Source organism: Pseudoxanthomonas sp. GW2 (assembly GCF_000283075.1).
Lineage (GTDB): Bacteria > Pseudomonadota > Gammaproteobacteria > Xanthomonadales > Xanthomonadaceae > Pseudoxanthomonas.
In genome coordinates this window covers 16,544-41,844 of the sequence record NZ_ALIP01000083.1, presented here as the reverse complement: position 1 = coordinate 41,844, position 25,301 = coordinate 16,544, and the positions used below count along the sequence as shown (strand labels likewise).

Annotated in this window: 23 protein-coding genes and 1 tRNA gene; 15 read left to right on the top strand and 9 right to left on the bottom strand. The window is 70.9% G+C overall.

The features are described from left to right. Nucleotides 1-3: 3 nt before the first annotated feature. Together B351_RS0105740 and B351_RS0105735 are read right to left on the bottom strand one after the other, a co-directional pair. Nucleotides 4-648 (bottom strand): exopolysaccharide biosynthesis protein, encoded by a 645-nt coding sequence (locus B351_RS0105740; RefSeq protein ID WP_019398089.1) that lies wholly within the window; start codon nt 646-648, stop codon nt 4-6. After that, on the bottom strand, nt 632-1,942 hold the full coding sequence (locus tag B351_RS0105735) for a hemolysin family protein (RefSeq protein WP_019398088.1): 1,311 nt from the start codon (nt 1,940-1,942) through the stop codon (nt 632-634). The genes B351_RS0105740 and B351_RS0105735 overlap by 17 nt, the downstream gene beginning before the upstream one ends. A 238-nt stretch (nt 1,943-2,180) precedes the next feature. Here B351_RS0105735 and B351_RS0105730 point away from each other — a divergent pair, with 238 nt between their 5' ends. From B351_RS0105730 to B351_RS0105715, 4 genes are all read left to right on the top strand, one after another. Further along, entirely contained in the window at nt 2,181-2,807 is a 627-nt protein-coding gene (locus tag B351_RS0105730) for a DUF47 domain-containing protein (RefSeq protein ID WP_019398087.1), read from the top strand. A gap of 12 nt (nt 2,808-2,819) precedes the next feature. Beyond that, on the top strand, nt 2,820-3,941 hold the full coding sequence (locus B351_RS0105725) for an inorganic phosphate transporter (protein WP_019398086.1): 1,122 nt from the start codon (nt 2,820-2,822) through the stop codon (nt 3,939-3,941). A gap of 92 nt (nt 3,942-4,033) precedes the next feature. After that, nucleotides 4,034-4,387 carry an MGMT family protein gene (locus B351_RS0105720; RefSeq protein ID WP_019398085.1) on the top strand — a complete coding sequence of 118 codons (354 nt, stop codon included), beginning with the start codon at nt 4,034-4,036 and terminating at the stop codon, nt 4,385-4,387. 63 nt (nt 4,388-4,450) lie between these two features. After that, nucleotides 4,451-5,119 (top strand): rhomboid family intramembrane serine protease, encoded by a 669-nt coding sequence (locus tag B351_RS0105715; protein ID WP_026010406.1) that lies wholly within the window; start codon nt 4,451-4,453, stop codon nt 5,117-5,119. Between the two features lie 204 nt (nt 5,120-5,323). Here B351_RS0105715 and B351_RS0105710 read toward each other — a convergent pair whose 3' ends face one another. After that, a complete protein-coding gene (locus tag B351_RS0105710; RefSeq protein WP_026010405.1) occupies nt 5,324-7,384 on the bottom strand; it encodes a M13 family metallopeptidase in 2,061 nt (686 codons plus the stop codon). Nucleotides 7,385-7,544: 160 nt separating this feature from the next. Here B351_RS0105710 and B351_RS0105705 point away from each other — a divergent pair, with 160 nt between their 5' ends. Continuing rightward, complete coding sequence (locus B351_RS0105705) at nt 7,545-8,918, top strand: MBL fold metallo-hydrolase (RefSeq protein WP_019398082.1); 1,374 nt, start codon at nt 7,545-7,547, stop codon at nt 8,916-8,918. A gap of 36 nt (nt 8,919-8,954) precedes the next feature. Beyond that, nucleotides 8,955-10,556, top strand: a complete 1,602-nt coding sequence (locus tag B351_RS0105700) for an NAD(P)/FAD-dependent oxidoreductase (protein ID WP_026010404.1) — start codon at nt 8,955-8,957, stop codon at nt 10,554-10,556. Nucleotides 10,557-10,637: 81 nt separating this feature from the next. On the opposite strand, the gene B351_RS0105695 is transcribed toward B351_RS0105700, so the two are convergent. The 6 genes from B351_RS0105695 to B351_RS0105670 form a co-directional block, all read right to left on the bottom strand. Continuing rightward, complete coding sequence (locus B351_RS0105695; RefSeq protein ID WP_019398080.1) at nt 10,638-14,240, bottom strand: M1 family aminopeptidase; 3,603 nt, start codon at nt 14,238-14,240, stop codon at nt 10,638-10,640. Between the two features lie 3 nt (nt 14,241-14,243). Further along, complete coding sequence (locus B351_RS0105690; protein WP_019398079.1) at nt 14,244-15,140, bottom strand: ABC transporter ATP-binding protein; 897 nt, start codon at nt 15,138-15,140, stop codon at nt 14,244-14,246. Between the two features lie 93 nt (nt 15,141-15,233). Further along, nucleotides 15,234-16,298, bottom strand: a complete 1,065-nt coding sequence (locus tag B351_RS0105685; protein ID WP_019398078.1) for a serine hydrolase — start codon at nt 16,296-16,298, stop codon at nt 15,234-15,236. Nucleotides 16,299-16,375: 77 nt separating this feature from the next. Beyond that, nucleotides 16,376-17,158: a queuosine precursor transporter gene (locus B351_RS0105680; RefSeq protein ID WP_019398077.1), complete on the bottom strand. Its 783-nt coding sequence runs from the start codon at nt 17,156-17,158 to the stop codon at nt 16,376-16,378. Next, the gene (locus tag B351_RS0105675; RefSeq protein ID WP_019398076.1) at nt 17,158-17,832 is read right to left on the bottom strand and encodes a DUF502 domain-containing protein; all 675 of its coding nucleotides are present in this window, start codon (nt 17,830-17,832) and stop codon (nt 17,158-17,160) included. Before B351_RS0105675 ends, B351_RS0105680 begins: the two co-directional genes overlap by 1 nt. A 126-nt stretch (nt 17,833-17,958) precedes the next feature. Next, the gene (locus tag B351_RS0105670) at nt 17,959-18,426 is read right to left on the bottom strand and encodes a DUF4442 domain-containing protein (protein ID WP_019398075.1); all 468 of its coding nucleotides are present in this window, start codon (nt 18,424-18,426) and stop codon (nt 17,959-17,961) included. A gap of 150 nt (nt 18,427-18,576) precedes the next feature. Here B351_RS0105670 and accD point away from each other — a divergent pair, with 150 nt between their 5' ends. The 9 genes from accD to B351_RS0105625 all read left to right on the top strand — a co-directional run bounded on the left by accD (nt 18,577) and on the right by B351_RS0105625 (nt 25,295). Beyond that, complete coding sequence (gene accD, locus B351_RS0105665; RefSeq protein WP_026010403.1) at nt 18,577-19,467, top strand: acetyl-CoA carboxylase, carboxyltransferase subunit beta; 891 nt, start codon at nt 18,577-18,579, stop codon at nt 19,465-19,467. Further along, on the top strand, nt 19,464-20,819 hold the full coding sequence (glmM, locus tag B351_RS0105660) for a phosphoglucosamine mutase (RefSeq protein WP_019398073.1): 1,356 nt from the start codon (nt 19,464-19,466) through the stop codon (nt 20,817-20,819). The genes accD and glmM overlap by 4 nt, the downstream gene beginning before the upstream one ends. 65 nt (nt 20,820-20,884) lie before the next feature. Continuing rightward, nucleotides 20,885-21,823: an isopenicillin N synthase family oxygenase gene (locus B351_RS0105655; RefSeq protein ID WP_019398072.1), complete on the top strand. Its 939-nt coding sequence runs from the start codon at nt 20,885-20,887 to the stop codon at nt 21,821-21,823. A 103-nt stretch (nt 21,824-21,926) separates the two neighbouring features. Then, the gene (gene tpiA / locus B351_RS0105650) at nt 21,927-22,685 is read left to right on the top strand and encodes a triose-phosphate isomerase (RefSeq protein WP_019398071.1); all 759 of its coding nucleotides are present in this window, start codon (nt 21,927-21,929) and stop codon (nt 22,683-22,685) included. Between the two features lie 14 nt (nt 22,686-22,699). Beyond that, nucleotides 22,700-23,131 carry a preprotein translocase subunit SecG gene (gene secG / locus B351_RS0105645; RefSeq protein ID WP_039730947.1) on the top strand — a complete coding sequence of 144 codons (432 nt, stop codon included), beginning with the start codon at nt 22,700-22,702 and terminating at the stop codon, nt 23,129-23,131. A 46-nt stretch (nt 23,132-23,177) separates the two neighbouring features. Then, nucleotides 23,178-23,262 (top strand) — tRNA-Leu (locus tag B351_RS0105640). 294 nt (nt 23,263-23,556) lie between these two features. Further along, on the top strand, nt 23,557-23,913 hold the full coding sequence (locus B351_RS0105635) for an NADH-quinone oxidoreductase subunit A (RefSeq protein WP_019398069.1): 357 nt from the start codon (nt 23,557-23,559) through the stop codon (nt 23,911-23,913). Next, entirely contained in the window at nt 23,904-24,482 is a 579-nt protein-coding gene (locus B351_RS0105630) for an NADH-quinone oxidoreductase subunit B family protein (RefSeq protein WP_026010402.1), read from the top strand. Before B351_RS0105635 ends, B351_RS0105630 begins: the two co-directional genes overlap by 10 nt. A 60-nt stretch (nt 24,483-24,542) precedes the next feature. Beyond that, on the top strand, nt 24,543-25,295 hold the full coding sequence (locus tag B351_RS0105625) for an NADH-quinone oxidoreductase subunit C (RefSeq protein ID WP_019398067.1): 753 nt from the start codon (nt 24,543-24,545) through the stop codon (nt 25,293-25,295). The last annotated feature ends 6 nt before the right edge of the window (nt 25,296-25,301 follow it).

Below are 25,301 nucleotides of genomic sequence, written 5' to 3'. Positions count from 1 at the left end.
GGCTCAGGCGCGGCGCAGGCGCCCGATCCATTCGCCCAGCAGCTGCGCCAGCTCGCCCGAGACCAGGGCCATGCCGGCGATGGTGGCGGCCGAGACCAGCCACAGGCCCAGCAGCAGGGCGCCGTCGCGTTCCAGCAGGGCCAGGGCGAACAGCAGCAGCAGGCCGGCGAAGATGTAGTTGGTCATCGGGATCGGCAGCGCCAGCAGCAGGCCCAGCACCAGCAGCAGGAGCCCGGTCAGGACGTTGGCGGCGCGGTTGCCGGCCAGGCCCTGCAGGCGCGGCCGCACCAGGTGCTCCAGCCGCGCCAGCCATGGCGCGATCCGCGCGCGGAAGCGGTTGAGGGTATGCCGCCGCGGACCGCGGCGGCCGACGAAGCGGGGAAGCCATGGCCGCGCTAGGCCGGCCACCAGCTGCAGCCCGATCAGCATCACCAGCGGTCCGGAGACGACCCCGCCGGCGCCGGGGATGGGGATGAAGCCGGGCAGGATGGCCACGAACAGGAACATCCCGAACGCACTGCGGCCCAGCCCGCCGAGCAGGCGGTCCAGGCTCAGCAGCTCCTCCGGGTCGCCGTGCGCGAACGCGTCGAGCACGCGGGTAAGCCCGCTGCGCGGGGTGGTGCCGCCCTGGTCAGGCGGGCTGGCCATCTTCCTCCGCCGGCAGGCGGGTCAGCAGCAGTTTGTCCACGCGGGCGCCGTCCAGGTCCACCACCTCGATGCGCCAGCCGGCCCAGTCGAAGTGCTCGCCCACGTGCGGGATGCGGCCGAAGTGGGCGATGCACATGCCGGCCAGGGTGTGGTAGTCGCCGTCCTCGGCGTCGGGCAGGGCGGCGCCGTCCATCAGCTCGCGCAGGTCGTCGGTGGGCAGGGCGCCGCCGACCAGCAGCGAGCCGTCGTCGCGCGCGACCACCAGGGCCTCGCCGTCGTTGTGCTCGACCGCCTGCAGGCGGCCGATGATCGCGCCCATCAGGTCGTTGACCGTGACCAGGCCCTGGATCTCGCCGTACTCGTCCACCACCAGCGCCATCGATTGCTGTTCCTCGCGGAAGATCTCCAGCAGCTTCATCGCATGGGTGGACTCTGACACGAACAGCGTGTCCCTGAGGTGGTCGAACAGCCCGCCCTCGATGCCGCCGCCGGTGTGCAGCAGCGACTTGACCTCCAGCACGCCGGCCACGTCCGCGTCGCTGCCGCGGTAGACCGGATAGCGCGAGAAGCGGTGTTCGCGCATGACCGCCAGGTTCTCCTCCAGCGGCGCGTTGGCGTCCAGCCAGGCGATGCGGTTGCGCGGGGTCATCAGGCTGTCGGCGGTGCGGTCGCCCAGGCGCATGACCCGGTTCATCATGTCGCGCTCGTAGGCGTCGATCACGCCCTGCTCGTGGCTCTCGGCCACCAGCATGCGGATCTCCTCCTCGGAGATGGTGCTGACCTGGTCCTTGCCCAGGCCGACGGCGCGCAGCACCAGGCGGGTGCTCTGCGACAGCAGCCACACGAACGGGAAGGCGGCCTTCGCCAGCCAGCCCATGGGCATGGCCACGAACCCGGCGATCCGCTCAGGGGCGGTGATCGCCAGGCGCTTGGGCACCAGTTCGCCGAAGATCAGCGTGAAGTAGGTGATCAGGGCCACCGCCAGCAGCTTGCCGATGCCGGCCGCGTACTGGCCCAGGGCCGGGAACACGTCGTCCAGCCAGTCGCCGATGGCCAGGCCGATGGCCTCGCCGCCGAACAGGCCGGTGAGGATGCCGATCAGGGTGATCCCGATCTGTACCGTGGACAGGAAGTTCTCCGGCTTCTCCGACAGCGCCAGGGCGCGCGCCGCGCGCTTGCTGGCCTGGGCCAGCTGCTTCAGGCGGCTCTTGCGCGAGGTCATGACCGACATCTCCGACATCGCGAAGAAGCCGTTCAGCAGGATCAGGGCGAAAACGATCAGCAGCTCAGCCACGGCGGCGGACCCCGCGGCGTGCATGGGAGGGCTGGTCGTGCAGCGCCGTCAGGGCGCGGCGGAAGTGGGGGCTAGGGTCGTCGTCCATAGGCTGCGCCCGCGGGGCGCGGGGGCGATGATAACAGAGGCGAGGGAGCCTCCCGCCGGGGCATGTTGCGCTGCGGCAGTACCGGGCTCCGGCGCGGGCTGTCATAATTTCCCGGATCGCCGCCCGTCCCGAGGCGGAGGACAGTCTTCGATGTTCTCACTCCAGACCATTTTCGGCTCCGGCAAGCAGTTCTTCACCCTGCTGGACGAGGCGGCCATCGCGGCCCACGACAGCACCAAGGCCCTGTACCAGATGATGAAGGCCGCCGACCGGCAGCCGGCGCTGGATGCGTTCAAGCTGGCCCGCCAGCGCGAGCGCACCGCCTCGGAGAAGATCAGCCAGGCCCTGGTGGACAGCTTCATGACCCCGCTGGAGCGCGAGGACATCGAGGCCCTGGGCTCGGCGCTGTACAAGATCCCCAAGCAGGTGGAGAAGTTCGCGGACCGCTACTCGCTGGCGACCCAGCACCTGGCCCACATCGACTTCGCGCCGCGCGCGGCGATGCTGGAGCAGGCCGCGGGCGTGGTGGTGGAGATGGTCCATGGCCTGCGCCACATGAACCTGGACAAGATGACCGTGCTCAACGAGAAGCTGCGGTCGATCGAGAACGAGGCCGACCGGCTGATGCTGGAGCTGTACCGCGACATCTACTCCGGGCGCCTGGACCACCTGCAGATGTTCCTGCTGAAGGAATTCTTCGAGATCCTGGAGAAGGCCATCGACCGTTGCCGCGAGGCCGGCGTGGTGGTCTACCAGATCACGCTCAAGAACAGCTGACGGGCCGCTGCCATGCTGACCCTCGTGCTGGTGGTGATCCTGGCCGCGCTCGTCTTCGAGTTCATCAACGGCTTCCACGACACCGCCAACTCCATCGCCACGGTGGTGGCGACCAAGGTGCTGTCGCCGGGCGCGGCCGTGTCGCTGGCGGCGGTGATGAACCTGGTCGGGGCGCTGATGGGGACCGCGGTGGCGGCGACCATCGCCACCGGCATCCTCAACACCGACGTGGTCGAGGCCAGCTCGCAGGTGATCCTGTGCGCGCTGCTGGGCGGCATCGGCTGGAACCTGATCACCTGGTGGTTCGGCCTGCCGTCCTCGTCCTCGCACGCCCTGATCGGCGGCCTGTGCGGCGCCGGCCTGGCCGCCGCCGGCAACAACTGGGACGCGCTGATCTGGTCGCAGGACCTCGGCAACTGGGCCAAGAACAAGGGCCTGCTGTGGAAGGTGTTCCTGCCGATGGTCACCTCGCCGCTGGCCGGCTTCGTCATGGGCGTGGGCGTGATGGTCCTGCTGTGGGCGATCATCGCCGCCATGGCCCGCGCCGGCGGCGTGCTGCGCCGGCTGGCGCGCCCGCGCTGGGTCAACGCCTTCTTCGGCAAGGCCCAGATCGCCTCGGCCGCGTACATGGGCTTCGCCCACGGCCACAACGACGCGCAGAAGACCATGGGCATCATCGCCCTGACCCTGATGGGCGCCGAGGCCGCCGGCACCCTGGACGACCTGCCGGGCTGGCTGGCGTTCCTGCACCCGGGCGACACCGACAGCACCCACATCGCCACCTGGATCGTGCTGACCTGTGCCCTGGTGATGGCTGCCGGCACCGCGTCCGGTGGCTGGCGCATCATCAAGACGCTGGGCCACAAGATGGTCAGGCTGCACCCGATCCACGGCTTCGCCGCCGAGACCAGTTCGGCCACGGTGCTGACCCTGGCCGCGCACTTCGGCATGCCGGTGTCCACCACCCACAGCATCTCCACCGCGATCATGGGCGTGGGCTTCGCCAAGAACCCGCGCGCGCTGAAGATCGGCGTGATCGAGCGCATCGTCTGGGCCTGGATCATGACCATCCCCGCCGCCGGCGGCCTGGCCTGGCTGTTCCTGCGCGGGATGAAGGCGCTCGGCTGGGCCTGAGCGCCTGCCTGCCGCCACGCCGCTGCAAAGCGAAGGCCGCCGCAAGGCGGCCTTCGCTTTTACGGCGCGGCGGTGCTGGCTAAGCTGGGCCCATGCCCGACGCCACCCAGGACGCCGCCGCCCGCATCCTCGCCGCCGTGCGCGCCATCCCGCGCGGGCAGGTGGCCGGGTACGGCGAGGTGGCGCGGCGCGCGGGCCTGCCCGGACGCGCCCGCCTGGCGGCACGGGTGTTGTCGCAGAACACCGACCGCACGCTGCCCTGGCACCGGGTGCTGCGCGCCGACGGCCGCATCGCCTTCCCCGAAGGGTCGGCCGGCTACCGCGAGCAGTGCCAGCGGCTGCGCGCCGAGGGCGTGGCGGTGGTGGACGGGCGCGTGCGCCGCGAGCTGATGGCCGGCGCGCACGGCGACCTGGACGCCATGGTGTGGGGGCCGCCGCCGCGCTGAGCGCGGGGCCCGGCCCGGTGCGCGGGGCCGTTATGATGGGCTTCCCCTTCCATGGAGCCGCGGATGTTCGCGCGACTGCCCCCCGTCACCCAGGCCATGCTGATCGCCAACGTGGTGGTGTTCCTGCTGCAGCTGATGCGGGGCAACGCCACCTTCTCGACCTTCATGCTGTGGCCGCCGCAAGGCTTCGATCCGTTCTCGCCCGCGCAGAATTTCCAGCCCTGGCAGCTGCTCAGCTACGGCTTCCTGCACGGCAGCTTCGGCCACCTGCTGTTCAACATGCTGGCGCTGTACATGTTCGGCTCCCCGCTGGAGCTGACCTGGGGCCCGCGCCGGTTCCTGGCCTACTACCTCATCTGCGTCGCCGGCGCCGGCCTGTGCCAGCTGCTGGTGGGCTGGTGGACGGTCTCCGCCGGCGGCCCGCCGTATCCCACCCTGGGCGCCTCCGGCGGCGTGTTCGGCCTGCTGCTGGCCTACGGCATGCTGTTCCCCAGCCAGCGGGTGATGCTGCTGTTCCCGCCGATCCCGATGAAGGCGCGCACCTTCGTCATCGTGTTCGGCGCGATCGAGCTGGTGCTGGGCTTCACCGGCTGGCAGCCGGGCGTGGCCCACTTCGCCCACCTGGGCGGCATGTTGTTCGGCTGGCTGGTGATCCGCTACTGGCGCGGCCAGCCGCCGTTTGGCGGGCGGCGCCCGCCGCGAGGTCCCAGCCACCTGCGCCGGGTGAAGTAGGCGCGGGCGGGAAGGAAAGGTGAAAGGCGCGGGCAACCGCGCCTTTCCTGTTTGCGCGGCCGGGCCGAAGCGGTGCCGGCGCGGGGCGGGGAGGGCACGGTCCCCGAGGCGATGCCGGGAACGGCCCGGGGTGCCCGCCGCCGGCGCAAAAAGAACGGGGCCCGGCAATGCCGGGCCCCGCGTGCGCTTGCCTTGCGCGTGCGCTTACCAGATCACGACCTGGGCATCGCCCTGGCGGGCCATGGGCGCGCCGGCCTCGCACTTGAACGCCGCGGCGAACGCCGGCAGGTTCGAGGGCGCGCCGATGGCGCGGAACTGCGACGGGGCGTGCTCGTCGGTGGCGATGCGCTGCTTCAGCTCTTCCGGGGTGAAGTTGCGGCGCCACACCGTGGCCCAGTTGAGGAAGAAGCGCTGGTCGCGGGTCAGGCCGTCGGTCATCGGGTCCGGCTGGCCCTCGGTGGCCTTCTTCATCGCGTCGTAGGCCGTGGCCAGGCCGCCCAGGTCGGCGATGTTCTCGCCCAGGGTCAGGCGGCCGTTGACCTTCTGGCCGTCGGCGGTGGTGTAGCCGTTGAACTGCTCGATCAGCTTGGCGGTGCGTGCGGCGAAGCCCTTGGCGTCGGCCTCGGTCCACCAGTTCTCGAACTTGCCGGTCGGCCCGAAGCGGCTGCCCTGGTCGTCGTAACCGTGGGTCATCTCGTGGCCGATCACCGCGCCGATGCCGCCGTAGTTCATCTCGTCGGTGGCTTCCGGATCGAAGAACGGCGGCTGCAGGATGGCGGCCGGGAACGCGATCTCGTTCGACAGCGGGTTGTAGTAGGCGTTGACCATCTGCGGCGGCATGCCCCACTCGGACTTGTCGACCGGCTTGCCGATCTTGCCCAGCTCCCAGCGGTAGTTGAACTCGCGGGCGGCCAGCACGTTGCCGATGTAGCTGTCGCGGCCGGTCTCCAGGCCGTCCCAGGAACGCCACTTGTCCGGGTAGCCGATCTTGGTGGTGAACGCGGCCTGCTTGTCCAGGGCCTTGGCCTTGGTCTCCTCGCTCATCCACTCCAGGTTCTGGATGCGCGCCTTCAGGGCCTCGCCGAGGTTGGCGACCAGGGCCTCCATCTTGGCCTTGGACTCGGGCGGGAAGGCGACCTGCACGTACATCTGGCCCAGGGCCTCGCCGGCCTGGCCGTTGATCGTGGCCAGCACGCGCTTCCAGCGCGGCTTCATTTCCTTCTGGCCGCGCAGGGTGGCCGAGTGGAAGTTGAAGTTCTCCTGCACGAACTCGTCGCTCAGGTACGGCGCGGCGCCGTCGACGGTGTGGAAGCGCAGGTAGGCCTTCCACACGGCCGCGTCGGTGTCGGCCAGGGCCTTGTCGACCTCCTTGTGGAAGTCCGGGATCGCCAGCGAGAACATCTCCGGCGCGGCCACGCCCTGGGACTCGAAGAACTTCGACCACGGGAAGTTCGGGGTCAGCGCATCGGCGTCGGCCAGGCTGACCGGGTTGTAGAACAGGGACACGTCGCGGGTCAGGTCCTCGCGCGACTTGGACGCCTTGGCCAGGCGGGTCTCGAACGCCATCACCTGCTTGGCCTGCTCCTGCGCCGCGGCCGCGTCCACGCCCGACAGCTCGAGGATGCGGGCGATGTGGGCCACGTACTTGTCGCGGATGTCCTGCTTGTCGGCGTCGGTGTAGTACTTGCTGTCCGGCAGGCCCAGGCCGCCCTGCGACACGTAGGCGATGTTCATGTCCGGGTTCTGGAAGTCGGCCTCCGGGCCGAATCCGAACAGGAAGTTGCCGCCCTTGGCGGCGCGGCTGCGCAGGTACTCGGCGATCGCGTCCTTGTCGGCCAGCGCGTCGATCGCGGCCAGCTCGGCGGCCAGCGGCTGGATGCCCTGGGCGTTGATCTTCGCCTCGTCCATGCCGGTGGCCCACAGGTCGCCGACGATCTTCTTCACGCCGGTGGCCGAAGCGTCGGCGCCGGCCTGCTCGGCCAGCTGCTGCTGGATCGCGGTGGAGCGCTCGTCGAGCATCTCGAACGCGCCCCAGCTGGTGCGGTCGCCCGGGACCGGATTGGCGTCCAGCCACTTGCCGTTGGCGTAGCCGGCGAAGTCGTGGCAGGCCTGCTTGGTCTCGTCCAGGTCGGCCACCTGGAAGCGGTTGACCGGCGGCAGCCGGCTCTCGTCCAGGGTCAGGGCAGGCGCTTCCGCGGCGGGGGCGGACTCGTCCTTCTTGGAGCAGGCAGCCAGCGCCGTGGCGATCGCCAGCGGCAGCAGCAGGGCTTGGGTCTTGCGCATGTTCACGGTTTGGGGTCTCCGGCCCGTATGGGCGTGCAATGGCCCCCTGGGGGGGCAGTGGCACGGACTGTACGCCAGCGTCTACTGCCGGTGGCACTGCCGGAGGTCATGCACAATGGGCCGGGACCCGGGAGGAGGGCGGATGGAAATCGAGTTCCATGGCGCGGCCGGCGGAGTGACCGGCTCCATGCACCTGGTCGAGGCCGCCGGCCGGCGGATCCTGCTGGACTGCGGGATGCTGCAGGGCGGACGCGAGCTGGAGGCCGGCAACGCCGCCCCCTTCCCGTTCGACCCGGCCGGGCTGGACGCTGTGGTCCTCAGCCACGCCCACATCGACCACATCGGCCGGTTGCCGCTGCTGGTGGCGCGCGGCTACCGCGGGCCGGTCTGGCTGCAGCGGGCCACCGCCGACCTGCTGCCGGTGATGCTGGAGGACGCCGCCTCGCTGGCCGCCTCCGAGGCCGAGCGCGCCAACCGCCGGCGGGCACCGGGCGAGCCGGCCCAGGCGCCGCTGTTCACCGCGGCCGACGTGGCCCGGGTCCTGGACCTGCTGCGGCCGCTGGACTATGGCGCGCGCACCGCGATCCTGCCGGGGGTGGAGCTGGCCCTGCGCGATGCCGGGCACATCCTCGGCTCGAGCATCGTCGAGCTGTGGGGCGACGGCCGCAAGCTGGTGTTCTCCGGCGACCTGGGGCCGAAGGGCACGCCGATCCTGCGCGACCCGGAGGCCATCGCCGAGGCCGACCTGGTGGTGATGGAGTCCACCTACGGCGACCGCAACCACCGCGAGCGCAGCGCCACCGTGCAGGAGCTGGGCGAGGTGTTCGAGCACGCCTGGCGCGAGCGCGGCACGGTGCTGATCCCGGCCTTCGCCGTGGGCCGCAGCCAGGAGCTGCTGTACTGGTTCGCGCGCTACTGGCAGGAGTGGAAGCTGGAGCGCTGGCGCATCTTCCTGGACAGCCCGATGGCGGGGAAGGTGGTGGCCGTGTACGACCGCCACCAGGCGCTGTTCGACGAGCAGGCCAGCCAGGTCTGGCGGCAGCGGCCCTCGCCGTTCCGGCTGCCCAACCTGTACTACACCGAGACCACCCAGGCCTCGATGGGGATCAACGCGATCGCCTCCGGCGCGATCGTGATCGCCGGGTCGGGCATGGCCAATGGCGGCCGCATCCAGCACCACCTGCGCCACCGCCTGGAGCGGCGCGACACCCACGTGGTGTTCGTCGGCTACCAGGCCGAGGGCACGCTCGGCCGGCGCCTGGTCGAGCGCGCGCCCTGGGTGCGCATCCACGGCCAGGAGCTGCGGGTGGCGGCGCAGGTACACACCGTCGGCGGCCTGTCGGCCCATACCGACCAGCGCGGGCTGCTGCAGTGGTACGGCCAGTTCCGCGGCACCCCGCCGGTGGCCCTGGTGCACGGCGAGGACCCCGCGCGCCAGGCACTGGCCGGCGAACTCGGCCGCCGCTTCGGGGCGCGGGTGGAACTGCCGCGGCCCGGTACCCGCCTGGCGGTCTGAGGCGCGGCTCCGGTGGCCGGTGGTATACCTGCGCGCATGCGGAACGAAGACGCGCGGCGTGACGTGCTCCTGGTCGGCGGCGGCCACAACGGCCTGGTCTGCGCCGCCTACCTGGCCCGGGCCGGGCTGAAGGTGACCGTGCTCGAGCGCCGCGGCGTGGTCGGCGGCGCGGCGGTCACCGAGGAGTTCCATCCCGGCTTCCGCAACTCGGTGGCCTCGTACACGGTCTCGCTGCTGCAGCCGAAGGTGATCGAGGACCTGGACCTGCACGGCCACGGCCTGCGCATCGTCCTGCGCCGGCGCAACAACTTCCTGCCTCTGCCCGACGGCCGCTACCTGCTCACCGGCGGCGGGCGCACGGCCGAAGAGGTCGCGAAGTTCTCCCGCCACGACGCCGAGGCATTGCCGGCCTACGAGGCGCGGCTGGAGGCGATGGCCGACGTGCTGCGCGCGCTGGCGCTGCAGCCACCGCCCAACGTCACCGACGGTGGCTGGCTGCAGGCGCTGCCGGAGCTGCTGCGCACCGCACGGCTGGGCCGGCAGTTGCATGCGCTGGAGCCGGCGCTGCGCCAGGACCTGCTGGACCTGTTCACCATTTCCGCCGCCGAATACCTGGACCGCTGGTTCGAGAGCGGGCCGATCAAGGCCCTGCTCGGCTTCGACGGCATCGTCGGCAACTACGCCAGCCCGTACGCCCCGGGCACCGCCTACGTGCTGCTGCACCACGTGTTCGGCCAGGCCAACGGGGTCAAGGGCGCCTGGGGCCACGCCATCGGTGGCATGGGCGCCATCACCCGGGCGATGGCGCGCGCGGCCGAGGCGGCCGGCGCGGAAATCCACACCGGCCAGGGCGTGGAGCGGATCCTGGTCGAGGGCGGGCGCGCCACCGGCGTGGTCACCGCGGCGGGCGAGACCTTGCGCGCCCGCGCGGTGGTGGCCAACGTCAACCCGAAGCTGCTGTACCAGCGCCTGCTGCCGGCCGGCGCGGTACCGCCGGCCACCGCCGAGCGCATGCGCAACTGGCGCTGCGGCTCAGGCACGTTCCGCATGAACGTGGCGCTGTCGCGGGCCCCCGACTTCCTTGCGTTGCCGGGAGAGGGCGAGCACCTGACCGCCGGCATCATCCTGGCGCCCAGCCTGGACTACATGGACCGCGCCTGGCGCGACGCCCGCGAGCACGGCTGGTCGCGCGAGCCCATCGTCGAGATGCTGGTGCCCTCGAGCCTGGACGATTCGCTGGCGCCGCCGGGAATGCACGTGGCCAGCCTGTTCTGCCAGCACGTGGCGCCGGAACTTCCCGGCGGCCGCAGCTGGGACGACCACCGCGACGAAGTGGCCGACCTGATGATCGCCACCGTGGACCGCTACGCGCCGGGCTTCGCCGCCTCGGTGCTGGGCCGGCAGGTACTTTCGCCGCTGGACCTGGAACGCGAGTTCGGCCTGGTCGGCGGCGACATCTTCCATGGTGCGCTGAGCCTCAACCAGCTGTTCTCGGCGCGGCCGATGCTGGGCCAGGCGCACTACCGCGGGGCCATCCCGGGCCTGTACCTGTGCGGCTCCGGCACCCATCCCGGCGGCGGCGTGACCGGCGCGCCGGGCCACAACGCCGCCCAGGTGGTGATCGGCGACCTGCGCTGAGGCGGCGCCCGCCGCGCGGCAGGCGGGCCGCGCAAGCCGGATGGGTTCCGGCCCCGCGCCATGCGGGCCGGGAACCTTGGCTCACTGCACCACGGTGACCTTCTTGCGGTTGTCGCCGGAAGCGCGGTCGATCAGCTTGTTGTACGGGTCCACGCCGGCCTCGTAGGGCAGTTCGTCGACCACCAGCTCCAGCGTGGTTTCCGCCTGGGTGAGGCGGTGCTTGGCCAGGTACAGCACCTTCTCGTCGGCCTCGCTGCCGCCCGGCGGACGGGCGAACACGCCGATGTCGACCATCACGTCCACCGGTTCCTGGGTTTCCTTGCCCTTGCCGTCGGTGGAGACCTTCTCCGCCTGCACGGTGAGGGTCACCGCGTACTTGCCGTCCTCGCGCTTGCGCGCCTCGGCCACGGTGGCGCGGTGGTTCCAGAACACGATCCGCTCGAACAGGTCCCGGATGAACGGGTGGTGCTCCGGTTCGGTGCGCGCGTAAAGCAGGTCGAGGAAGTCGCGGGTGGTGGGGTAGGGCGGGCCCTTGAACGCCCACTGCCGCAGGAACTCGGCCAGGATCGCGTTGAGCCGCTCCTCGCCGATCGCGTCGCGCAGGGCGTAGAACACCACCGAGCCCTTGCGGTAGTGGATGTACTGCTGGTTCTCGTTGAGCGCCAGCGGCAGTTCCTGGACGCGCTCGGTCGCGCGATTCCCCAGGTAGCGGTCCAGCTCGTACCGGAGGAAGCGGCGCATCTGCCGCGGCCCGTACTCCTTCTCCATCACCATCAGCGCCGAGTACTGCGCCAGCGACTCCGACAGCATGGTCGCGCCCTGCACGTCGGCGCCGATGACCTGGTGCGCCCACCACTGGTGCGCGGCCTCGTGCGCGGTCACGTAGAACACGTAGTCGATGGCGTCCGGATCGCGCAGGTCGGCGATGAAGCCGATCGACTCCGAGTACGGGATGGTGCCGGCGAAGGCCTGGGCGAAGGTCTGGTAGCCCGGGAATTCCAGGATCCGGAACTGGCGGAACTGGTAGGGCGAGAAGTTGCGGCTGAAGTAGTCCAGCGACTTCTTGGTCGCGTCGATCATCCGCGGCACGTTCCAGGCGTGGGTCGGGTGGTGGTAGACCTCGATCGCCACGTCGTTCCAGCGGTCGCGCGCCACCTTCCAGTCGGCCGACAGCCAGGAGAAGAACGGCAGCACCCGCGCCTCGGACTTGTAGTGGTAGTAGCGGCGCCCGTTCTCTTCCCACTCGCGCTGCAGGTAACCCGGGGCCAGCGCGACCTGGCCCGAACTGGTGGACACCACGGTCTCGAAGTCCACCCAGTCGCCGTTGGTGGTCAGGTAGTTGGCGTTGCGCCCGGCCGGGTCGTCGATCGGGTTCATCCGCGGCAGCTCGGGCAGGCCGTGCTTGCGGCGGTCGTTGCGGTCCTGCAGCTGCGCGCGCTCGCTGTAGCCGAACTGCGGCAGCACGGCGTAGTTGTTGAAGAACGAACCGTTGTACACGAGCTGGGTATCGGTGCCGCCGACGGTGAAGCCGTTCGGGCGCGCGGCGATCTCGTACTCGAAGTCCATCGCCGCACCCGGCGCCAGCGGGGTCTCCAGGCGGTAGATGGTGTAGCCGTGCACCTTGTCGGCATCGACCACGGTGTGCGGGCCGAATTCCATGCGCCGCACCTCGTAGTCCGGGGACAGGCGCACGTGCAGGTCGCGGATCGGGGCGTCGCCGCGGTTCTCGAGGCGGTAGTGGCCGCGGATCTGCAGCCGCCGCTCCTCCGGGAAGATGTCCACGTCGGCGCGGATCGAGGCGATGCGCGGCTGCGGCAGGTCCTTGTACTGGCGGTAGCGCTTCTCGTAGTCGGCCGCGCGCTCCTTGGCCAGGTCGCCGGGCACGTACTCGTTGCGGATGTTGGTGTTGTAGAAGATCCAGCCGCCGAGCCCGGCGAAGGCCAGCAGCGAGGCCGCCAGGGTGGCCGCCACCGGCGCGCGCAGCCGCGCCCGCGCCTGGCGCAGGCGGTCGCGCCAGTGCAGCGAGGTGCCGCGCGGCCAGAACAGCAGGGCCACGGCCAGCAGGGCCACGGCCAGGGCGGCCCAGTAGGCACGCACGGTCAGGTGCGCGCCCAGGAAGTGGCCGTAGCCGTTCATGTCCGAATACGGCAGCGGGGTGGTGGCGTTGTAGCTGTACAGCAGGTGGTCGAAGTGCAGCATGCCCTTCGCCGCCTGCGCGACCAGGAACACGATCATCAGCAGGTAGCCGATGAACTTGTTGCCCGACACCGCCTGCAGGAACACCGCCAGCGCCGCCATCAGCATGAAGCCGAGGGCGTCCAGGACGATGCCCTTCAGGTACAGCAGCGGCTCGATCGCGGTGAAGCCGTGGCCCAGCTGCCAGGCGAGGGTGAACAGCGCGCCGCCCAGGTACATGGCCAGCACCAGACCGGCCAGCGCCGTCAGCTTCGAGGCCAGCGGGATCCAGTCGGGCAGGGCGTAGGCATCGGTGGCCTCGGCCACGCGCGCGCCGCGTTCGCGCCAGACCAGCTCGCCGGCGTAGAACGTCACCACGACGACCAGGAACAGGCTCATGCTGGCGCGGATGGTGCCGAGCATCTGCCGGGTCACCGGGTACAGCTCGGTGCCGTAGATGTTGTCGCCGAACATCAGGGCGACCAGGATCACCAGCAGGCCCAGCAGCAGCATGACCAGGAACGGCGCGCCCAGCAGCGAGGCGCGCAGGTCGAACGCGGCCAGCCTGCGGTACTGGGTCCAGCGCGCGGCCAGGCCCTCGCGCAGGCCCACGGCCGGCAGGCGCAGGCGGGCGCTGCCGGCCAGCGGCGGCAGCGCGGCCGGCGCCGTCGCAGCCGCGGCCGCGCCCTTGCGTCGGCGCAGGACCAGGCCTTCGCGGTCGGCGCGGAACAGGCGGAAGGCGGCAGCCAGCAGCAGCGCGCTCACGCCCAGCCACAGGAGGCGGTTGCCCAGCAGCAGGCCGCCCAGCTGCGGCAGCTGGGTGTTGTACTGGGCGCTGGACCAGTAGCGGATGTGCTCGTCCACGGCCGCGCCGCCGGACGGATCGACCAGCGCCGCGATCCAGCGCGTGTCCAGGTCCGAGGTCAGCGAGCTGGAGACCGTCCACAGCACGATGAAGGCGATCGCGCCGATGTAGGTGTAGAGCATCGAGCGGGTCAGCGTGGCCAGCAGGAACAGCAGCGCCGACAGGAACAGCAGGTTGGGCACCACCAGCACCGCGAACGCCCAGGCGTAGGCGGACCAGGGCGTGGGGCCGAGGCGCTCCGGGTCCAGCCACGGCATCAGGCTGCCCAGCCAAAGCCCGAAGGCGATGACCAGCATGATCGCCAGGCTGGCGAGGAAACCACCGCCGAAGCGGCCGAGCAGGTAGTCGCGCTTGCGCAGAGGGGTGGCGAAGAACAGCTCCGCGGTGCGCTGCTCGAAGTCGCGCAGGGCGATGCCGGCCACGAAGATGGTCGACAGCAGCACGCTCAGCACGCTGAAGGCGCACAGCAGGCTGACCACCACCGCCGGCGCGTTGCGCATGATGTTGCCGACGCCGCCGCCGAAGCTGACGTTGTCCGAGGCCATGCTGGCGAAGCCGAACAGGCCGAACACCGCAAGCACGATCCAGAACACGCCGTTGCGCAGCAGCAGGCGCCCTTCGAAGGACAGGATGTGGCGCAACATGGCTCAGGCCGCCTTTGCCGGGGCGGAAGCCAGCGCGACCTGGCGCAGCTCGCCGAAGTAGACGTCTTCCAGGCTGGCCGGGACCGCGGCGAAGCCGTCGCCGGGGTCGCTGTCGGCGAGCACGTGCACCACCGGCTTGCCGGCGACCAGGCGCGAGGACAGCACCGCGTGCTCGTGCACCAGGCGGTCCAGCTCCTCCTTCTCCACCCGCTTGCGCCAGATCCGGCCTTCCAGCGAACGGATCGCCTCGCGCGGCTCGCCGGCCAGGCGTACCTGGCCGGCGGCGATGATGGCCATGCGCGGGCACAGGTCGGTCACGTCCTCGACGATGTGGGTGGACAGGATCACCACCGTGTTCTCGCCGATCTCCGCCAGCAGGTTGAGGAAGCGGTTGCGCTCCTCCGGGTCCAGGCCGGCGGTGGGTTCGTCGACGATCACCAGCGAGGGTTGGCCGATCAGCGCCTGGGCGATGCCGAAGCGCTGGCGCATGCCGCCGGAGAAGGTGCCAAGCTTGCGCTTGCGCACGTTCCACAGGTTGACCTGCTGCAGCAGCGCCTGCACCAGCTCCCTGCGCTCGCCGCGCGCGGTCACGCCCTTGAGCACGGCGAAGTGGTCCAGCATCGCCTCGGCCGAGACCTTCGGGTACACGCCGAAGTCCTGCGGCAGGTAGCCCAGGCGCTTGCGCGCCTGTTCCTTGTTGGCGAGCACGTCCAGGCCGTCGAGGGTGATGCTGCCGCTGTCCGGCTCCTGCAGGGTGGCGATGGTGCGCATCAGGGTGGATTTGCCGGCGCCGTTGGGGCCCAGCAGGCCGAACATGCCCCTGGGGATGTCCAGCGACACGTCCTTCAGTGCCTGTACGCCGTTGGCGTAGGTCTTGGACAGCGAGCGGATCTGCAGCATTCGTCTCCTCCGTTGGAACTCCTGGATGATGCGGACCGGTCGGCCGGCGGCGCCATCGGCGGATGGCGGGTGCCGGGGGCGGGAAAATCCGAGTCAGGGCCCGGCGCCGGCCGCGGGCGCGCCGTACAGGCGGCCCAGGGCCAGCGCCAGCGGATAGGGGCCGGGTTCGTCGCGGTTGCTCAGCACGACCACCGCCAGGCGCTGCCGCGGCCAGCGCACGATGGCGTTGCGGAAGCCGATGCTCTCGCCGCTGTGCCAGGTGCTGTCGCCGTTGAGGCGCCAGCCATAGCCGTAGTGCGGCACGTCGGGCTCGTCGGTGGCCGTGTGCGGGGCGAACATCAGCCCGCGCCAGGGCTGGCGCAGCAGGCGGTCGTCGTGCAGCGCCGCCTCCCAGCGCGCCAGGTCGTCGACCGAGGCGTAGATGCCGCCGTCGCCCAGCACCGCGCTGGTCGGGCTCTGGTCGGTGCGCACCCAGGCGCCGCCGGCCTGGCTGTAGCCCCAGGCGCGGTGGGCGACGGTGTCGTGGCCTTCGCGATGGGCCACGGCGGTGGCCATGCCCAGCGGCGCGAAGATGCGTTCGCGCAGGAACGCCGGGAAGTCCTGCCCCGAGGCGCGCTCGACCACCAGCGCCAGCAGGGCGTAGCCGCTGTTGCTGTAGCGGTAGGCGCTGCCGGGCGGGAAGTAGGTGCGGTCCTGGCCTTCGAGGATGGCCAGCACGTCGGCGTCGTGCACCTGGCGGTCGAGGCCCGCCGGCAGCACGTCCTCGTAGTCGACCAGGCCGGAGGTGTGCGACAGCAGGTGGTGCAGGGTGACCGCCGCGGCCGCCGGCGGCAGCGAGGGCAGCCAGCGCTTGGCCGGATCGTGCAGCGACAGCCGCCCGTCCTGGGCCAGCAGCAGGATCGCCGCGGCGGTGAACTGCTTGGTCAGCGAGGCCAGGCGGTAGCAGCTGCGCGGGGTGGCCGGCACCCCGGCCTCCAGGTCGGCCATGCCCCAGGCGGCGCGCAGCAGCGGCTCGCCGTCGCGCAGCACCAGCACCGAGGCGCCGGGCACCTGGCCCTGGTAGTCGCGCAGCAGCGCCTGCACCTGCTCCGGCACGTCGTGCACGTCCTGCGCGGCCGGGGTGCCGGCAAGCATCAGCAAGGGCAGCAGTCGCAGCATCGGCGCGGCTCCAGTCCAGGGACTGGCTGCAGCCTAGCGTGCCCGGGGCGGCCCCGGGATATGCCGGAAGGCGGGGGTCAGGCCGCCGCCTGCTCGCGCAGCTGGCGGGCGCGCTCGGCGCCCAGGTAGGCGATGATCGCCCGCCGCATCAGGTACAGCAGCGGGATCAGGGCGATCGCGCACAGCATCTTGTAGGCGTAGTTGAGGGTGCTGACCGCCAGGAACAGCGAGGTCGGCCACTTCTGCGGGCCAAGCACGAAGGCGATCCAGATCACCACGAAGCTGTCCACCAGCTGCGAGACCGCGGTCGAGCCGGTGGCGCGCAGCCATACGTGGCGCTCGCCGGTGGCGCGGCGGATGCGATGGAACACGGCCACGTCGATCAGCTGGCCGACCATGAACGCGGTCAGCGAGCCGGCAATGGTCCACAGGCCCTGGCCGAACACCGCGGCGAACGCGGCCTGGTAGTCCGGCACGCCCTGGGCCACCGCGGCCTCGCGCCACCAGCCGGCCGGGGCCAGCCAGATCGCGGCGAAGGCGAACAGGAAGCCGTAGCCGATCAGCGCGGCCGCCAGCCAGGAAATGAAGCGCACCCCGCGGCGGCCGAAGAACTCGTTGATGGTGTCGGTCATCACGAACACCACCGGCCACAGCAGGGTGCCGGCGGTGAAGCTCAGCGAGCCGCTCTGGCCGAACAGGTTCCATTCGAACGGGGCCAGGCCGAGGGTGTCCTCCAGGGCGAAGATCTTGACCCCGATGAACTCGGCCAGCACCGCGTTGGCGCAGAAGAACGCGGCCAGCACGACGAACAGCCGCACCGCGCGGTCCTGCAGCGGACGGGCGAACACGGCCGCTTCCATCAGCGCTCCCCCGCGCGGGTGAATGGCATGCTTTCCGGGGCCACGGCGCCGCCGGAGATGATGAAGCTCATGGCCTGGTCCACGGTCCAGTCGGTGGGCGTGAGCAGTTCCACCGGCACCACCTCCAGGTAGCCGGAGGTGGGGTTGGGCGTGGTCGGCACGTACACCGCGGCCAGCTCGCGCCCGGTGCCTTCCTCGCGCAGCACCCGGGTGACCAGGCCGATGGACTTCATCTCCCGGTGCGGGAAGTCGATCAGGACCACGCGCTGGGTGCTGCCGGGCTTGGTCTGCAGGATGTCCAGCAGCTTGCGCGCGCTGGTGTAGATCACGTTGGCCAGCGGCACCCGCGCGATCAGCGCCTCGAACCAGCGCAGCAGGCGCTGGCCGACCACGCGCCGGGCCAGCACGCCCACCCCCAGGATCACCAGCAGGGTGGCGAGCATGGCGATGGTGTTCTGCACCCACACCGCCTGGACCCAGTCCAGGTAGCCGGGGAAGGAGGCGGCGATGCGCCGCGACAGCGGCCCCACCCAGGGGCTGCTGATCCCGGACAGCAGCACGAACACGAACTTGATCACCACCCAGGTCAGCCACAGCGGCAACAGGGTCAGCAGTCCGGTGAGGAACAGGCGTTGCAGCGAGGCGCGCGACGGCGCAGGGGCGGCGGGGGTCATGGCGCGGATTGTATAGCGCCACCCGCATGGTCCGGGCGGGCCGGGGGCCGCCCCCGGACCCGGAAGCCGGCAGGCTGCTGGCCGCGGCGGTGGCGGCGTGGAGGATGCCGTCCCCGGTCGGCCGCTTCAGCCGCCCGGGGCCGGGCGCCGGTCGGGCTTGCGCCGCACGTAGACCTGCTTGTGCACCCGGGCCACGACCTGGCCCTCGGTGTCGACCACGTCGTTGGCGAACCAGTGCAGGTACTTGTCGCCGCCGGCGGTGGCGGCCCGGATCTGCTCCAGCACCGCGTCGTCGATGCGGAATTCGGTGGAGACGGTGCTGCGCCCCGGGCGCAGGAATTCAATCCGGCCCTCGCGGTCCCACACGTAGTAGTCCCGGCCCAGGCAGTGCATCAGCAACAGCATCCAGAACGGGTCGGTCATGGCGAACAGGCTGCCGCCGAAGTGGGTGCCGACGTAGTTGCGGTTCCAGGGGCGCAGGCGCAGCTCGACCCGGGCATGGCGCCAGTCCGGCGCCAGCTCGGCGACGTGGATGCCGGTGAACAGGAACGGGGGCCACAGGTTCATGCCGTGGCGCATCAGCGCGGGCGTCATTACGGTGGGAACATGGATCGGGGGCGGGGGCAGGAGCGTACCATACGTATTGGTACGGAAATGGTTTCATGCGCGGGGGGAGGGGGTGCTGGGCTAGACTGTCCGCCTTTACCGGCCGCCCCGGCCGCTGAACGGAAACGACCGCCCCGCATGAGCTGGCTCAGCAAACTGATGCCCTCCGGCATCCGCACCGAAAGCGCCTCCACCCGCAAGCGCAGCGTCCCCGAGGGCCTGTGGGAGAAGTGCGACCGCTGCGGCGCCGCGCTCTACCGCCCGGAGCTGGAGGAGAACCTGGAGGTGTGCCCCAAGTGCGCCTTCCACATGCCCATCCGTGCCCGCGCGCGCCTGGCCTCGCTGTTCGACCCCGGTAGCACCACCGAGATCGCCCCCAACCTGGCGCCGACCGACGTGCTCAAGTTCCGCGACCAGAAGCGCTACGCCGACCGCATCAAGGCCACCCAGAAGGCCACCGGCGAGTACGACGCCCTGGTCGCCATGGAGGGCCGCCTCAAGGGCCGGCCGCTGGTGGCCAGCTCGTTCGACTTCGCCTACATGGGCGGCTCGATGGGCTCGGTGGTGGGCGAGAAGTTCACCCTGGCCGCCGAGCGCGCGCTGGAGATCGGCGCCCCGTTCGTCAACTTCTCCGCCTCCGGCGGCGCGCGCATGCAGGAAAGCCTGTTCTCGCTGATGCAGATGGCCAAGACCTCGGCGGCCCTGGGCCGCCTGCGCGCGGCCGGCATCCCCTACATCTCGGTGCTGACCCATCCGACCACCGGCGGCGTGTCGGCCTCGTTCGCGATGCTGGGCGACCTCAACATCGCCGAGCCGGAGGCGCTGATCGGCTTCGCCGGCCCGCGCGTGATCGAGCAGACCGTGCGCGAGAAGCTGCCCGAGGGCTTCCAGCGCTCGGAGTTCCTGCTCGAGCACGGCGCCATCGACCAGATCTGCGACCGCCGCGAGCTGCGCGACCGCCTGGCCACCCTGCTGGCCATGCTGATGCGCCAGCCCAAGCCCGACGACGGGGCGCTGGACGCAGCATGAGCAGTTCCCGCCGCTATTTCGGGACCGACGGCATTCGCGGCCGGGTCGGGCAGGGGCCGATTTCCGCCGACTTCGTCCTGCGCCTGGGCAATGCCCTTGGCCGGGTGCTGGCCGCCGGCGGCCAGGCCCGCCCGACCGTGGTGATCGGCAAGGACACCCGTATCTCCGGCTACATGTTCGAGTCGGCCCTGGAGGCCGGCCTGGTCGCGGCCGGGGTCAACGTGCAGATGCTGGGGCCGATGCCGACCCCGGCGGTGGCGTTCCTGACCCGTACCCTGGGCGCGGACGCCGGCATCGTCATCAGCGCCTCGCACAACCCGCACTACGACAACGGCATCAAGTTCTTCTCCGCCGAGGGCGAGAAGCTGGACGACGCCACCGAGCTGGCGATCGAGGCCGCGCTGGACGCGCCGTTCGCCACGGTCGAGTCCGGGCAGCTGGGCAAGGTGGCGCGCGCGCGCGACGCGGTCGGCCGCTACATCGAGTTCTGCAAGGCCTCGGTGCCGCGCGGCTTCGACCTGCGCGGGCTGAAGGTGGTGCTCGACTGCGCCCACGGCGCCACGTACCACATCGCCCCGCTGATGTTCCGCGAGCTGGGCGCGGAGGTGACCGCCATCGGCGCCGCCCCGGACGGCATCAACATCAACGACGGCGTCGGTTCGATGCACATCGGCAACCTCGCGGCCAAGGTCGTGGAGGCCGGTGCCGACCTGGGCATCGCCTTCGACGGCGACGGCGACCGCGTGCTGATGGTCGACGCCGCCGGCCGCACGGTCGACGGCGACGGCCTGCTGTACGTGCTGGCGCGCGACTGGCAGGCCAGCGGCCGCCTGCGCGGCCCGGTGGTCGGCACGCTGATGACCAACTACGGCCTGGAGAAGGCGCTGGCGCAGGCCGGCATCCCGTTCCTGCGCGCCAAGGTCGGCGACCGCTACGTGCACCAGGCCCTGGTCGAGGGCGGCGGCGTGCTCGGCGGCGAGGCCTCCGGCCACCTGCTGTGCCTGGACCGCGCCACCACCGGCGACGCCATCGTCAGCGCGCTGCAGGTGCTCGACGCCCTGCGCCGCGCCGGCAAGCGCCTGGACCAGGCCCTGGAAGGCCTGTCGGTGGTGCCGCAGGCCACGGTCAACGTGCGCCTGGACGGCGCCAGGGCGGCCGACGTGGTCGCCGCGCCGGGCGTGCGCCAGGCGCTGGAGCAGGCCCAGGCGGCGGTGCAGGGCCGCGGCCGCGCCTTCCTGCGTCCCTCCGGCACCGAGCCGGTGGTGCGGGTCACGGTGGAAGCCGACGACGCCGCGCTGATGCAGGCCACCCTCGACACCCTTGCCTCGGCCGTGCGCCAGGCGGCCGGCTGAGCCGGCAGATCCCCAAGGCGCCGGCCGGGTGGCCGGCGCCGCACCACCCCGGAGTATTCCCCTTAATGTCCGCCCGTATCCCCACCTTCGACATCACCCGCTACGACACCGACCGCGAGGCCTTCGTCGCCGAGCTCGGTGCGGCCTACCGCGAGTGGGGCTTTGCCGGCATCAGCAACCACGGCATCCCGCCGGAACTGATCGACAACGCCTACGCCGCCTTCAAGAAGTTCTTCGCCCTCCCGGAGGAGGTGAAGAAGAAGTACCACGTGCCCGGCGGCGGCGGCGCGCGCGGCTACACCCCGTTCGGCGTGGAAACCGCCAAGGGCAGCCAGCACTACGACCTCAAGGAGTTCTGGCACATCGGCCGCGAGATCCCGGACGACTCCAAGTACCGCCAGTACATGCCGCCGAACCTGTGGCCGGAGGAGGTGCCGGAGTTCCGCGAGTACGGCTACGCCCTGTACCAGGCGCTGGATTCGCTGGGCTCGCGCGTGCTGAGCGCGCTGGCGCTGCACATCGGCCTGCCGGAGGACTTCTTCGCCGACAAGACCAACTTCGGCAACTCGATCCTGCGCCCGATCCACTACCCGCCGATCACCGCCGACGACATCCCCAACGTGCGCGCCGGCGCCCACGGCGACATCAACTTCATCACCCTGCTGGTCGGCGCCAGCGCCGCGGGCCTGGAAGTGCGCTCGCACGAGGGTGAGTGGGTGCCGTTCACCTCCGAGGGCGACACCATCGTGGTCAACATCGGCGACATGCTCGAGCGCCTGACCAACCACGTGTACCCGTCGACCATCCACCGCGTGGTCAACCCCCCGGGCGAGGAGGCGCGCAAGCCGCGCTACTCGGTGCCGTTCTTCCTGCACCCGAACCCGGATTTCCTGATCGACGTGCTGCCGTCCTGCGTGAGCGCGGACAACCCCAGCCGCTATCCGGAGCCGATCACCGCCCAGGGCTTCCTCGAGCAGCGCCTGCGCGAGATCAAGCTCAAGTAAGCACCACCTGGGTGGAAGCGCCCCCTGTCCAGCGTTGTCAGGGGGCGCTTTTCCGTACCGCAGGGTATTCTTCCGCGCCCCAACCGCTGATTCGGGAGCAGGCATGCGTCGCAGGATCGTCGCCGGCAACTGGAAGCTCTATGGAACGCGGGACTTCGCGACCTCGCTGGTGGCCGAGGTCGCCGCGCAGGCCCCGGTCCCGGGCGTGGAACTGGTGGTCATGCCGCCGATGCCCTACCTGGGCGACCTGATCGAGGACTTCGAGGGCTCGGCCCTGGTGTTCGGCGCCCAGGACGTGAGCCCCAACATGGAAGGCGCCTACACTGGCGAGGTCTCGGCGCGGATGGTGGCCGACGTGGGCGCCCGCTACGCGCTGTGCGGCCATTCCGAGCGCCGCCGCTACCACGCCGAGAGCAGCGAGCTGGTCGCGCGCAAGTTCCAGGCCTGCCTGCAGGCCGGGCTGGTGCCGGTGCTGTGCATGGGCGAGCACCTGGAGGACCGCGAGGCCGGCCGCGCCCAGGACGTCATCGCCGCCCAGCTGCAGCCTGTGCTGGACCTGGTCGGGGTGGGGGGCTTCGAATCGGCGGTGGTCGCCTACGAGCCGTGCTGGGCGATCGGCACCGGCCGCACCGCCAGCCCGGAGCAGGCCCAGGAGATGCACGCCTTCATCCGTCGCCAGATCGCCGCGCACGATGCTAGAATCGCCGATTCGCTGCCCATCCTGTACGGGGGCAGCGTGAAGCCCGACAACGCCGGCGCGCTGTGCGCGCAGCCGGACGTGGACGGCGGGCTGATCGGCGGCGCCTCCCTGGTGGCCGCCGATTTCCTGGCCATTGCCCGGGCCGCTGCGGCGGCGCGGTAAGCGAGACCCTGACAATGCTGATGCTGATCCTCAACGTGGTGTACGTGCTGGTGGCGATCGCCATGATCGTGCTGATCCTGCTGCAGCGCGGCGCCGGCGCGGCCGCCGGCTCCGGCTTCGGCGCGGGCGCCTCCGGCACCGTGTTCGGCGCGCGCGGCGCGTCCAACTTCCTGTCCAAGAGCACCAAGTGGCTGGCCGTGGTGTTCTTCGGCATCAGCCTGTTCATGGCCTGGTACGCCACCCACAGCGCCCGCCCGGTGGTGCAGCAGGACCTGGGCGTGATGGGCCGGCTCGAAGTCCCGGCGGCGCCCGTCGCGGCCCCGGGCGAGCTGCCGGCCCCGCCGGCTGCTTCCGAGGTCCCGGCCGCCACGCCGGCGGCGGGCGAGGTCCCGGCCCCGGCGCAGGAAGAAAATGCCGCCGGAACGGCTACGCAGCCGCAGCAGTAACGCGTACAATGCGCCACCGCGCCAGGCGGCGCGGTGAAGGTTTCAGGCCCAGGTGGCGGAATTGGTAGACGCACTACCTTGAGGTGGTAGCGACGAGAGTCGTAGGGGTTCGAGTCCCCTCTTGGGCACCAACTACATGGTCCCGGCGCGTGCGCCGGGCGAAGACGGCCCGCTTCGGCGGGCTTCTTTGTTTCCGCGGGAAAGTTGCGGAGGCGGCGACAAACGTCCAAAGCGTTTACCCTTATCGCCGCGGACGCTACAATCCCGCTGCTATGCACAACCGCGCGGCCGGGGTCTCCCGTGCCGCGCGGCGCATTGGCAAGTTCCGCGGCCAGGCCGCGGCAGGACAGGCGAGGGGAGCCGCTGACGCGGCCGCCACCGCCCACCCAAGCCCGCTCCAGGGCAGAGGCAAGAGAGAACCACACGTGCTGGCCCAATACCTGCCGACCCTGCTGTTCCTGATCGTGGCCACCGGGATCGGCATCGCGCTGATCATCGTTGGCCGCGTGCTCGGACCGCGCCGTCCGGACGCCGAGAAGCTGTCGCCGTACGAGTGCGGCTTCGAGGCCTTCGAGGACGCGCGCATGAAGTTCGACGTGCGCTACTACCTCATCGCGATCCAGTTCATCGTCTTCGACCTGGAAATCATCTTCATCGTGCCGTGGACCCTCGTGTTCCAGGACCTGGGGCCGCGCGCGCTGGTCACCATGGCCCTGTTCGTGGGGATGCTCTTCCTCGGCTTCGTCTACGTCTGGAAGAAGGGAGCGCTCGAATGGGAGTGATCCAAACCATCGACCGCCTGATGACCAACCCGATGCCCGAGGGCCGGGTCGAGGACATCCTGCGGCCCGCCGGCGAGAACCCGCTGCTGGAGAAGGGCTACGTCACCACCAGCGTCGACGCCCTGGTCAACTGGGCCCGCACCGGCTCGATGTGGCCGATGACCTTCGGCCTGGCCTGCTGCGCGGTCGAGATGATGCACGCCGGCGCCGCGCGCCTGGACCTGGACCGTTACGGCGTGGTGTTCCGCCCGTCGCCGCGCCAGTCCGACGTGATGATCGTGGCCGGCACCCTGGTCAACAAGATGGCCCCGGCGCTGCGCAAGGTCTACGACCAGATGCCCGACCCGAAGTGGGTCATCTCCATGGGCAGCTGCGCCAACGGCGGCGGCTACTACCACTACTCCTACTCCGTGGTGCGCGGCTGCGACCGCATCGTGCCGGTGGACATCTACGTGCCCGGCTGCCCGCCGACCGCCGAGGCGCTGGTCTACGGCATCCTGCAGCTGCAGAAGAAGATCTGGCGCACCCAGACGGTGGCGGCGAACAAGAACAACACCATCGCCCGCTGACCCTCCTACCTGATCCACCGCGCGCCCCGGCGCGCACGAACGACGGAAACGCCAAGCCCCATGGCCGAGCCAGCTGCCACCTTCGCCCAGCGACTGCGCGACCGATTCCCCGGCGCCACGGTCACCGTGGCCGAGCCCCGTGGTGAAGTCACCCTCGAGGTTTCCGCCCAGGACCTGCTGGCCACCTGCCACGCCCTGCGCGACGAGTTCGGCTTCGAGCAGCTCACCGACCTGTGTGGCGTCGACTACATGGGCTACGGCAGCGACGAGTGGGATACCGAGGACGTGTCCTCCACCGGCTTCAGCCGCGGCGTCGAGGGCAAGGGCCCGGGCCGCTTCGGCTGGGGCGAGAAGCCCATGGAGCAGGGCCCGGCCGGCTCGCTGCCGGTGCTGGTGCCGGAGCGCCGCTTCGCCGCGGTCGCCCACCTGCTGTCCTACGCCAACAACTGCCGCCTGCGCGTGCGCTGCTTCGCCGAGGACGACTCGCTGCCGGTGGTGCCGTCGCTGACCCCGGTGTGGCGCGGCGCCAACTGGTTCGAGCGCGAGGCGTTCGACCTGTACGGCATCGTCTTCGAAGGCCATCCGGACCTGCGCCGGATCATGACGGACTACGGTTTCGTCGGCCATCCGTTCCGCAAGGACTTCCCGCTGATCGGCAACGTCGAGGTCCGCTACGACGAGCAGCGCAAGCGCGTGGTCTACGAGCCGGTGACCTCGGTCGAGCCGCGCGTCGGCGTGCCGCGCGTGATCCGCGACGACGCCCGCTACCAGACCGCCGCAGGCGAGGCCGCACAACGGGAGGCCGCCAAGTGAGCGCCC

Excerpts from the sequence above, each read along its gene's own strand:
- B351_RS0105740 (WP_019398089.1), bottom strand. The coding sequence starts at position 648 with ATGGCCAGCCCGCCTGACCAGGGCGGCACCACCCCGCGCAGCGGGCTT.
- B351_RS0105730 (WP_019398087.1), top strand. The coding sequence starts at position 2,181 with ATGTTCTCACTCCAGACCATTTTCGGCTCCGGCAAGCAGTTCTTCACC.
- B351_RS0105725 (WP_019398086.1), top strand. The coding sequence starts at position 2,820 with ATGCTGACCCTCGTGCTGGTGGTGATCCTGGCCGCGCTCGTCTTCGAG.
- B351_RS0105720 (WP_019398085.1), top strand. The coding sequence starts at position 4,034 with ATGCCCGACGCCACCCAGGACGCCGCCGCCCGCATCCTCGCCGCCGTG.
- B351_RS0105715 (WP_026010406.1), top strand. The coding sequence starts at position 4,451 with ATGTTCGCGCGACTGCCCCCCGTCACCCAGGCCATGCTGATCGCCAAC.
- B351_RS0105705 (WP_019398082.1), top strand. The coding sequence starts at position 7,545 with ATGGAAATCGAGTTCCATGGCGCGGCCGGCGGAGTGACCGGCTCCATG.
- B351_RS0105700 (WP_026010404.1), top strand. The coding sequence starts at position 8,955 with ATGCGGAACGAAGACGCGCGGCGTGACGTGCTCCTGGTCGGCGGCGGC.
- B351_RS0105695 (WP_019398080.1), bottom strand. The coding sequence starts at position 14,240 with ATGTTGCGCCACATCCTGTCCTTCGAAGGGCGCCTGCTGCTGCGCAAC.
- B351_RS0105690 (WP_019398079.1), bottom strand. The coding sequence starts at position 15,140 with ATGCTGCAGATCCGCTCGCTGTCCAAGACCTACGCCAACGGCGTACAG.
- B351_RS0105685 (WP_019398078.1), bottom strand. The coding sequence starts at position 16,298 with ATGCTGCGACTGCTGCCCTTGCTGATGCTTGCCGGCACCCCGGCCGCG.
- B351_RS0105680 (WP_019398077.1), bottom strand. The coding sequence starts at position 17,158 with ATGGAAGCGGCCGTGTTCGCCCGTCCGCTGCAGGACCGCGCGGTGCGG.
- B351_RS0105675 (WP_019398076.1), bottom strand. The coding sequence starts at position 17,832 with ATGACCCCCGCCGCCCCTGCGCCGTCGCGCGCCTCGCTGCAACGCCTG.
- B351_RS0105670 (WP_019398075.1), bottom strand. The coding sequence starts at position 18,426 with ATGACGCCCGCGCTGATGCGCCACGGCATGAACCTGTGGCCCCCGTTC.
- accD (WP_026010403.1), top strand. The coding sequence starts at position 18,577 with ATGAGCTGGCTCAGCAAACTGATGCCCTCCGGCATCCGCACCGAAAGC.
- glmM (WP_019398073.1), top strand. The coding sequence starts at position 19,464 with ATGAGCAGTTCCCGCCGCTATTTCGGGACCGACGGCATTCGCGGCCGG.
- B351_RS0105655 (WP_019398072.1), top strand. The coding sequence starts at position 20,885 with ATGTCCGCCCGTATCCCCACCTTCGACATCACCCGCTACGACACCGAC.
- tpiA (WP_019398071.1), top strand. The coding sequence starts at position 21,927 with ATGCGTCGCAGGATCGTCGCCGGCAACTGGAAGCTCTATGGAACGCGG.
- secG (WP_039730947.1), top strand. The coding sequence starts at position 22,700 with ATGCTGATGCTGATCCTCAACGTGGTGTACGTGCTGGTGGCGATCGCC.
- B351_RS0105630 (WP_026010402.1), top strand. The coding sequence starts at position 23,904 with ATGGGAGTGATCCAAACCATCGACCGCCTGATGACCAACCCGATGCCC.
- B351_RS0105625 (WP_019398067.1), top strand. The coding sequence starts at position 24,543 with ATGGCCGAGCCAGCTGCCACCTTCGCCCAGCGACTGCGCGACCGATTC.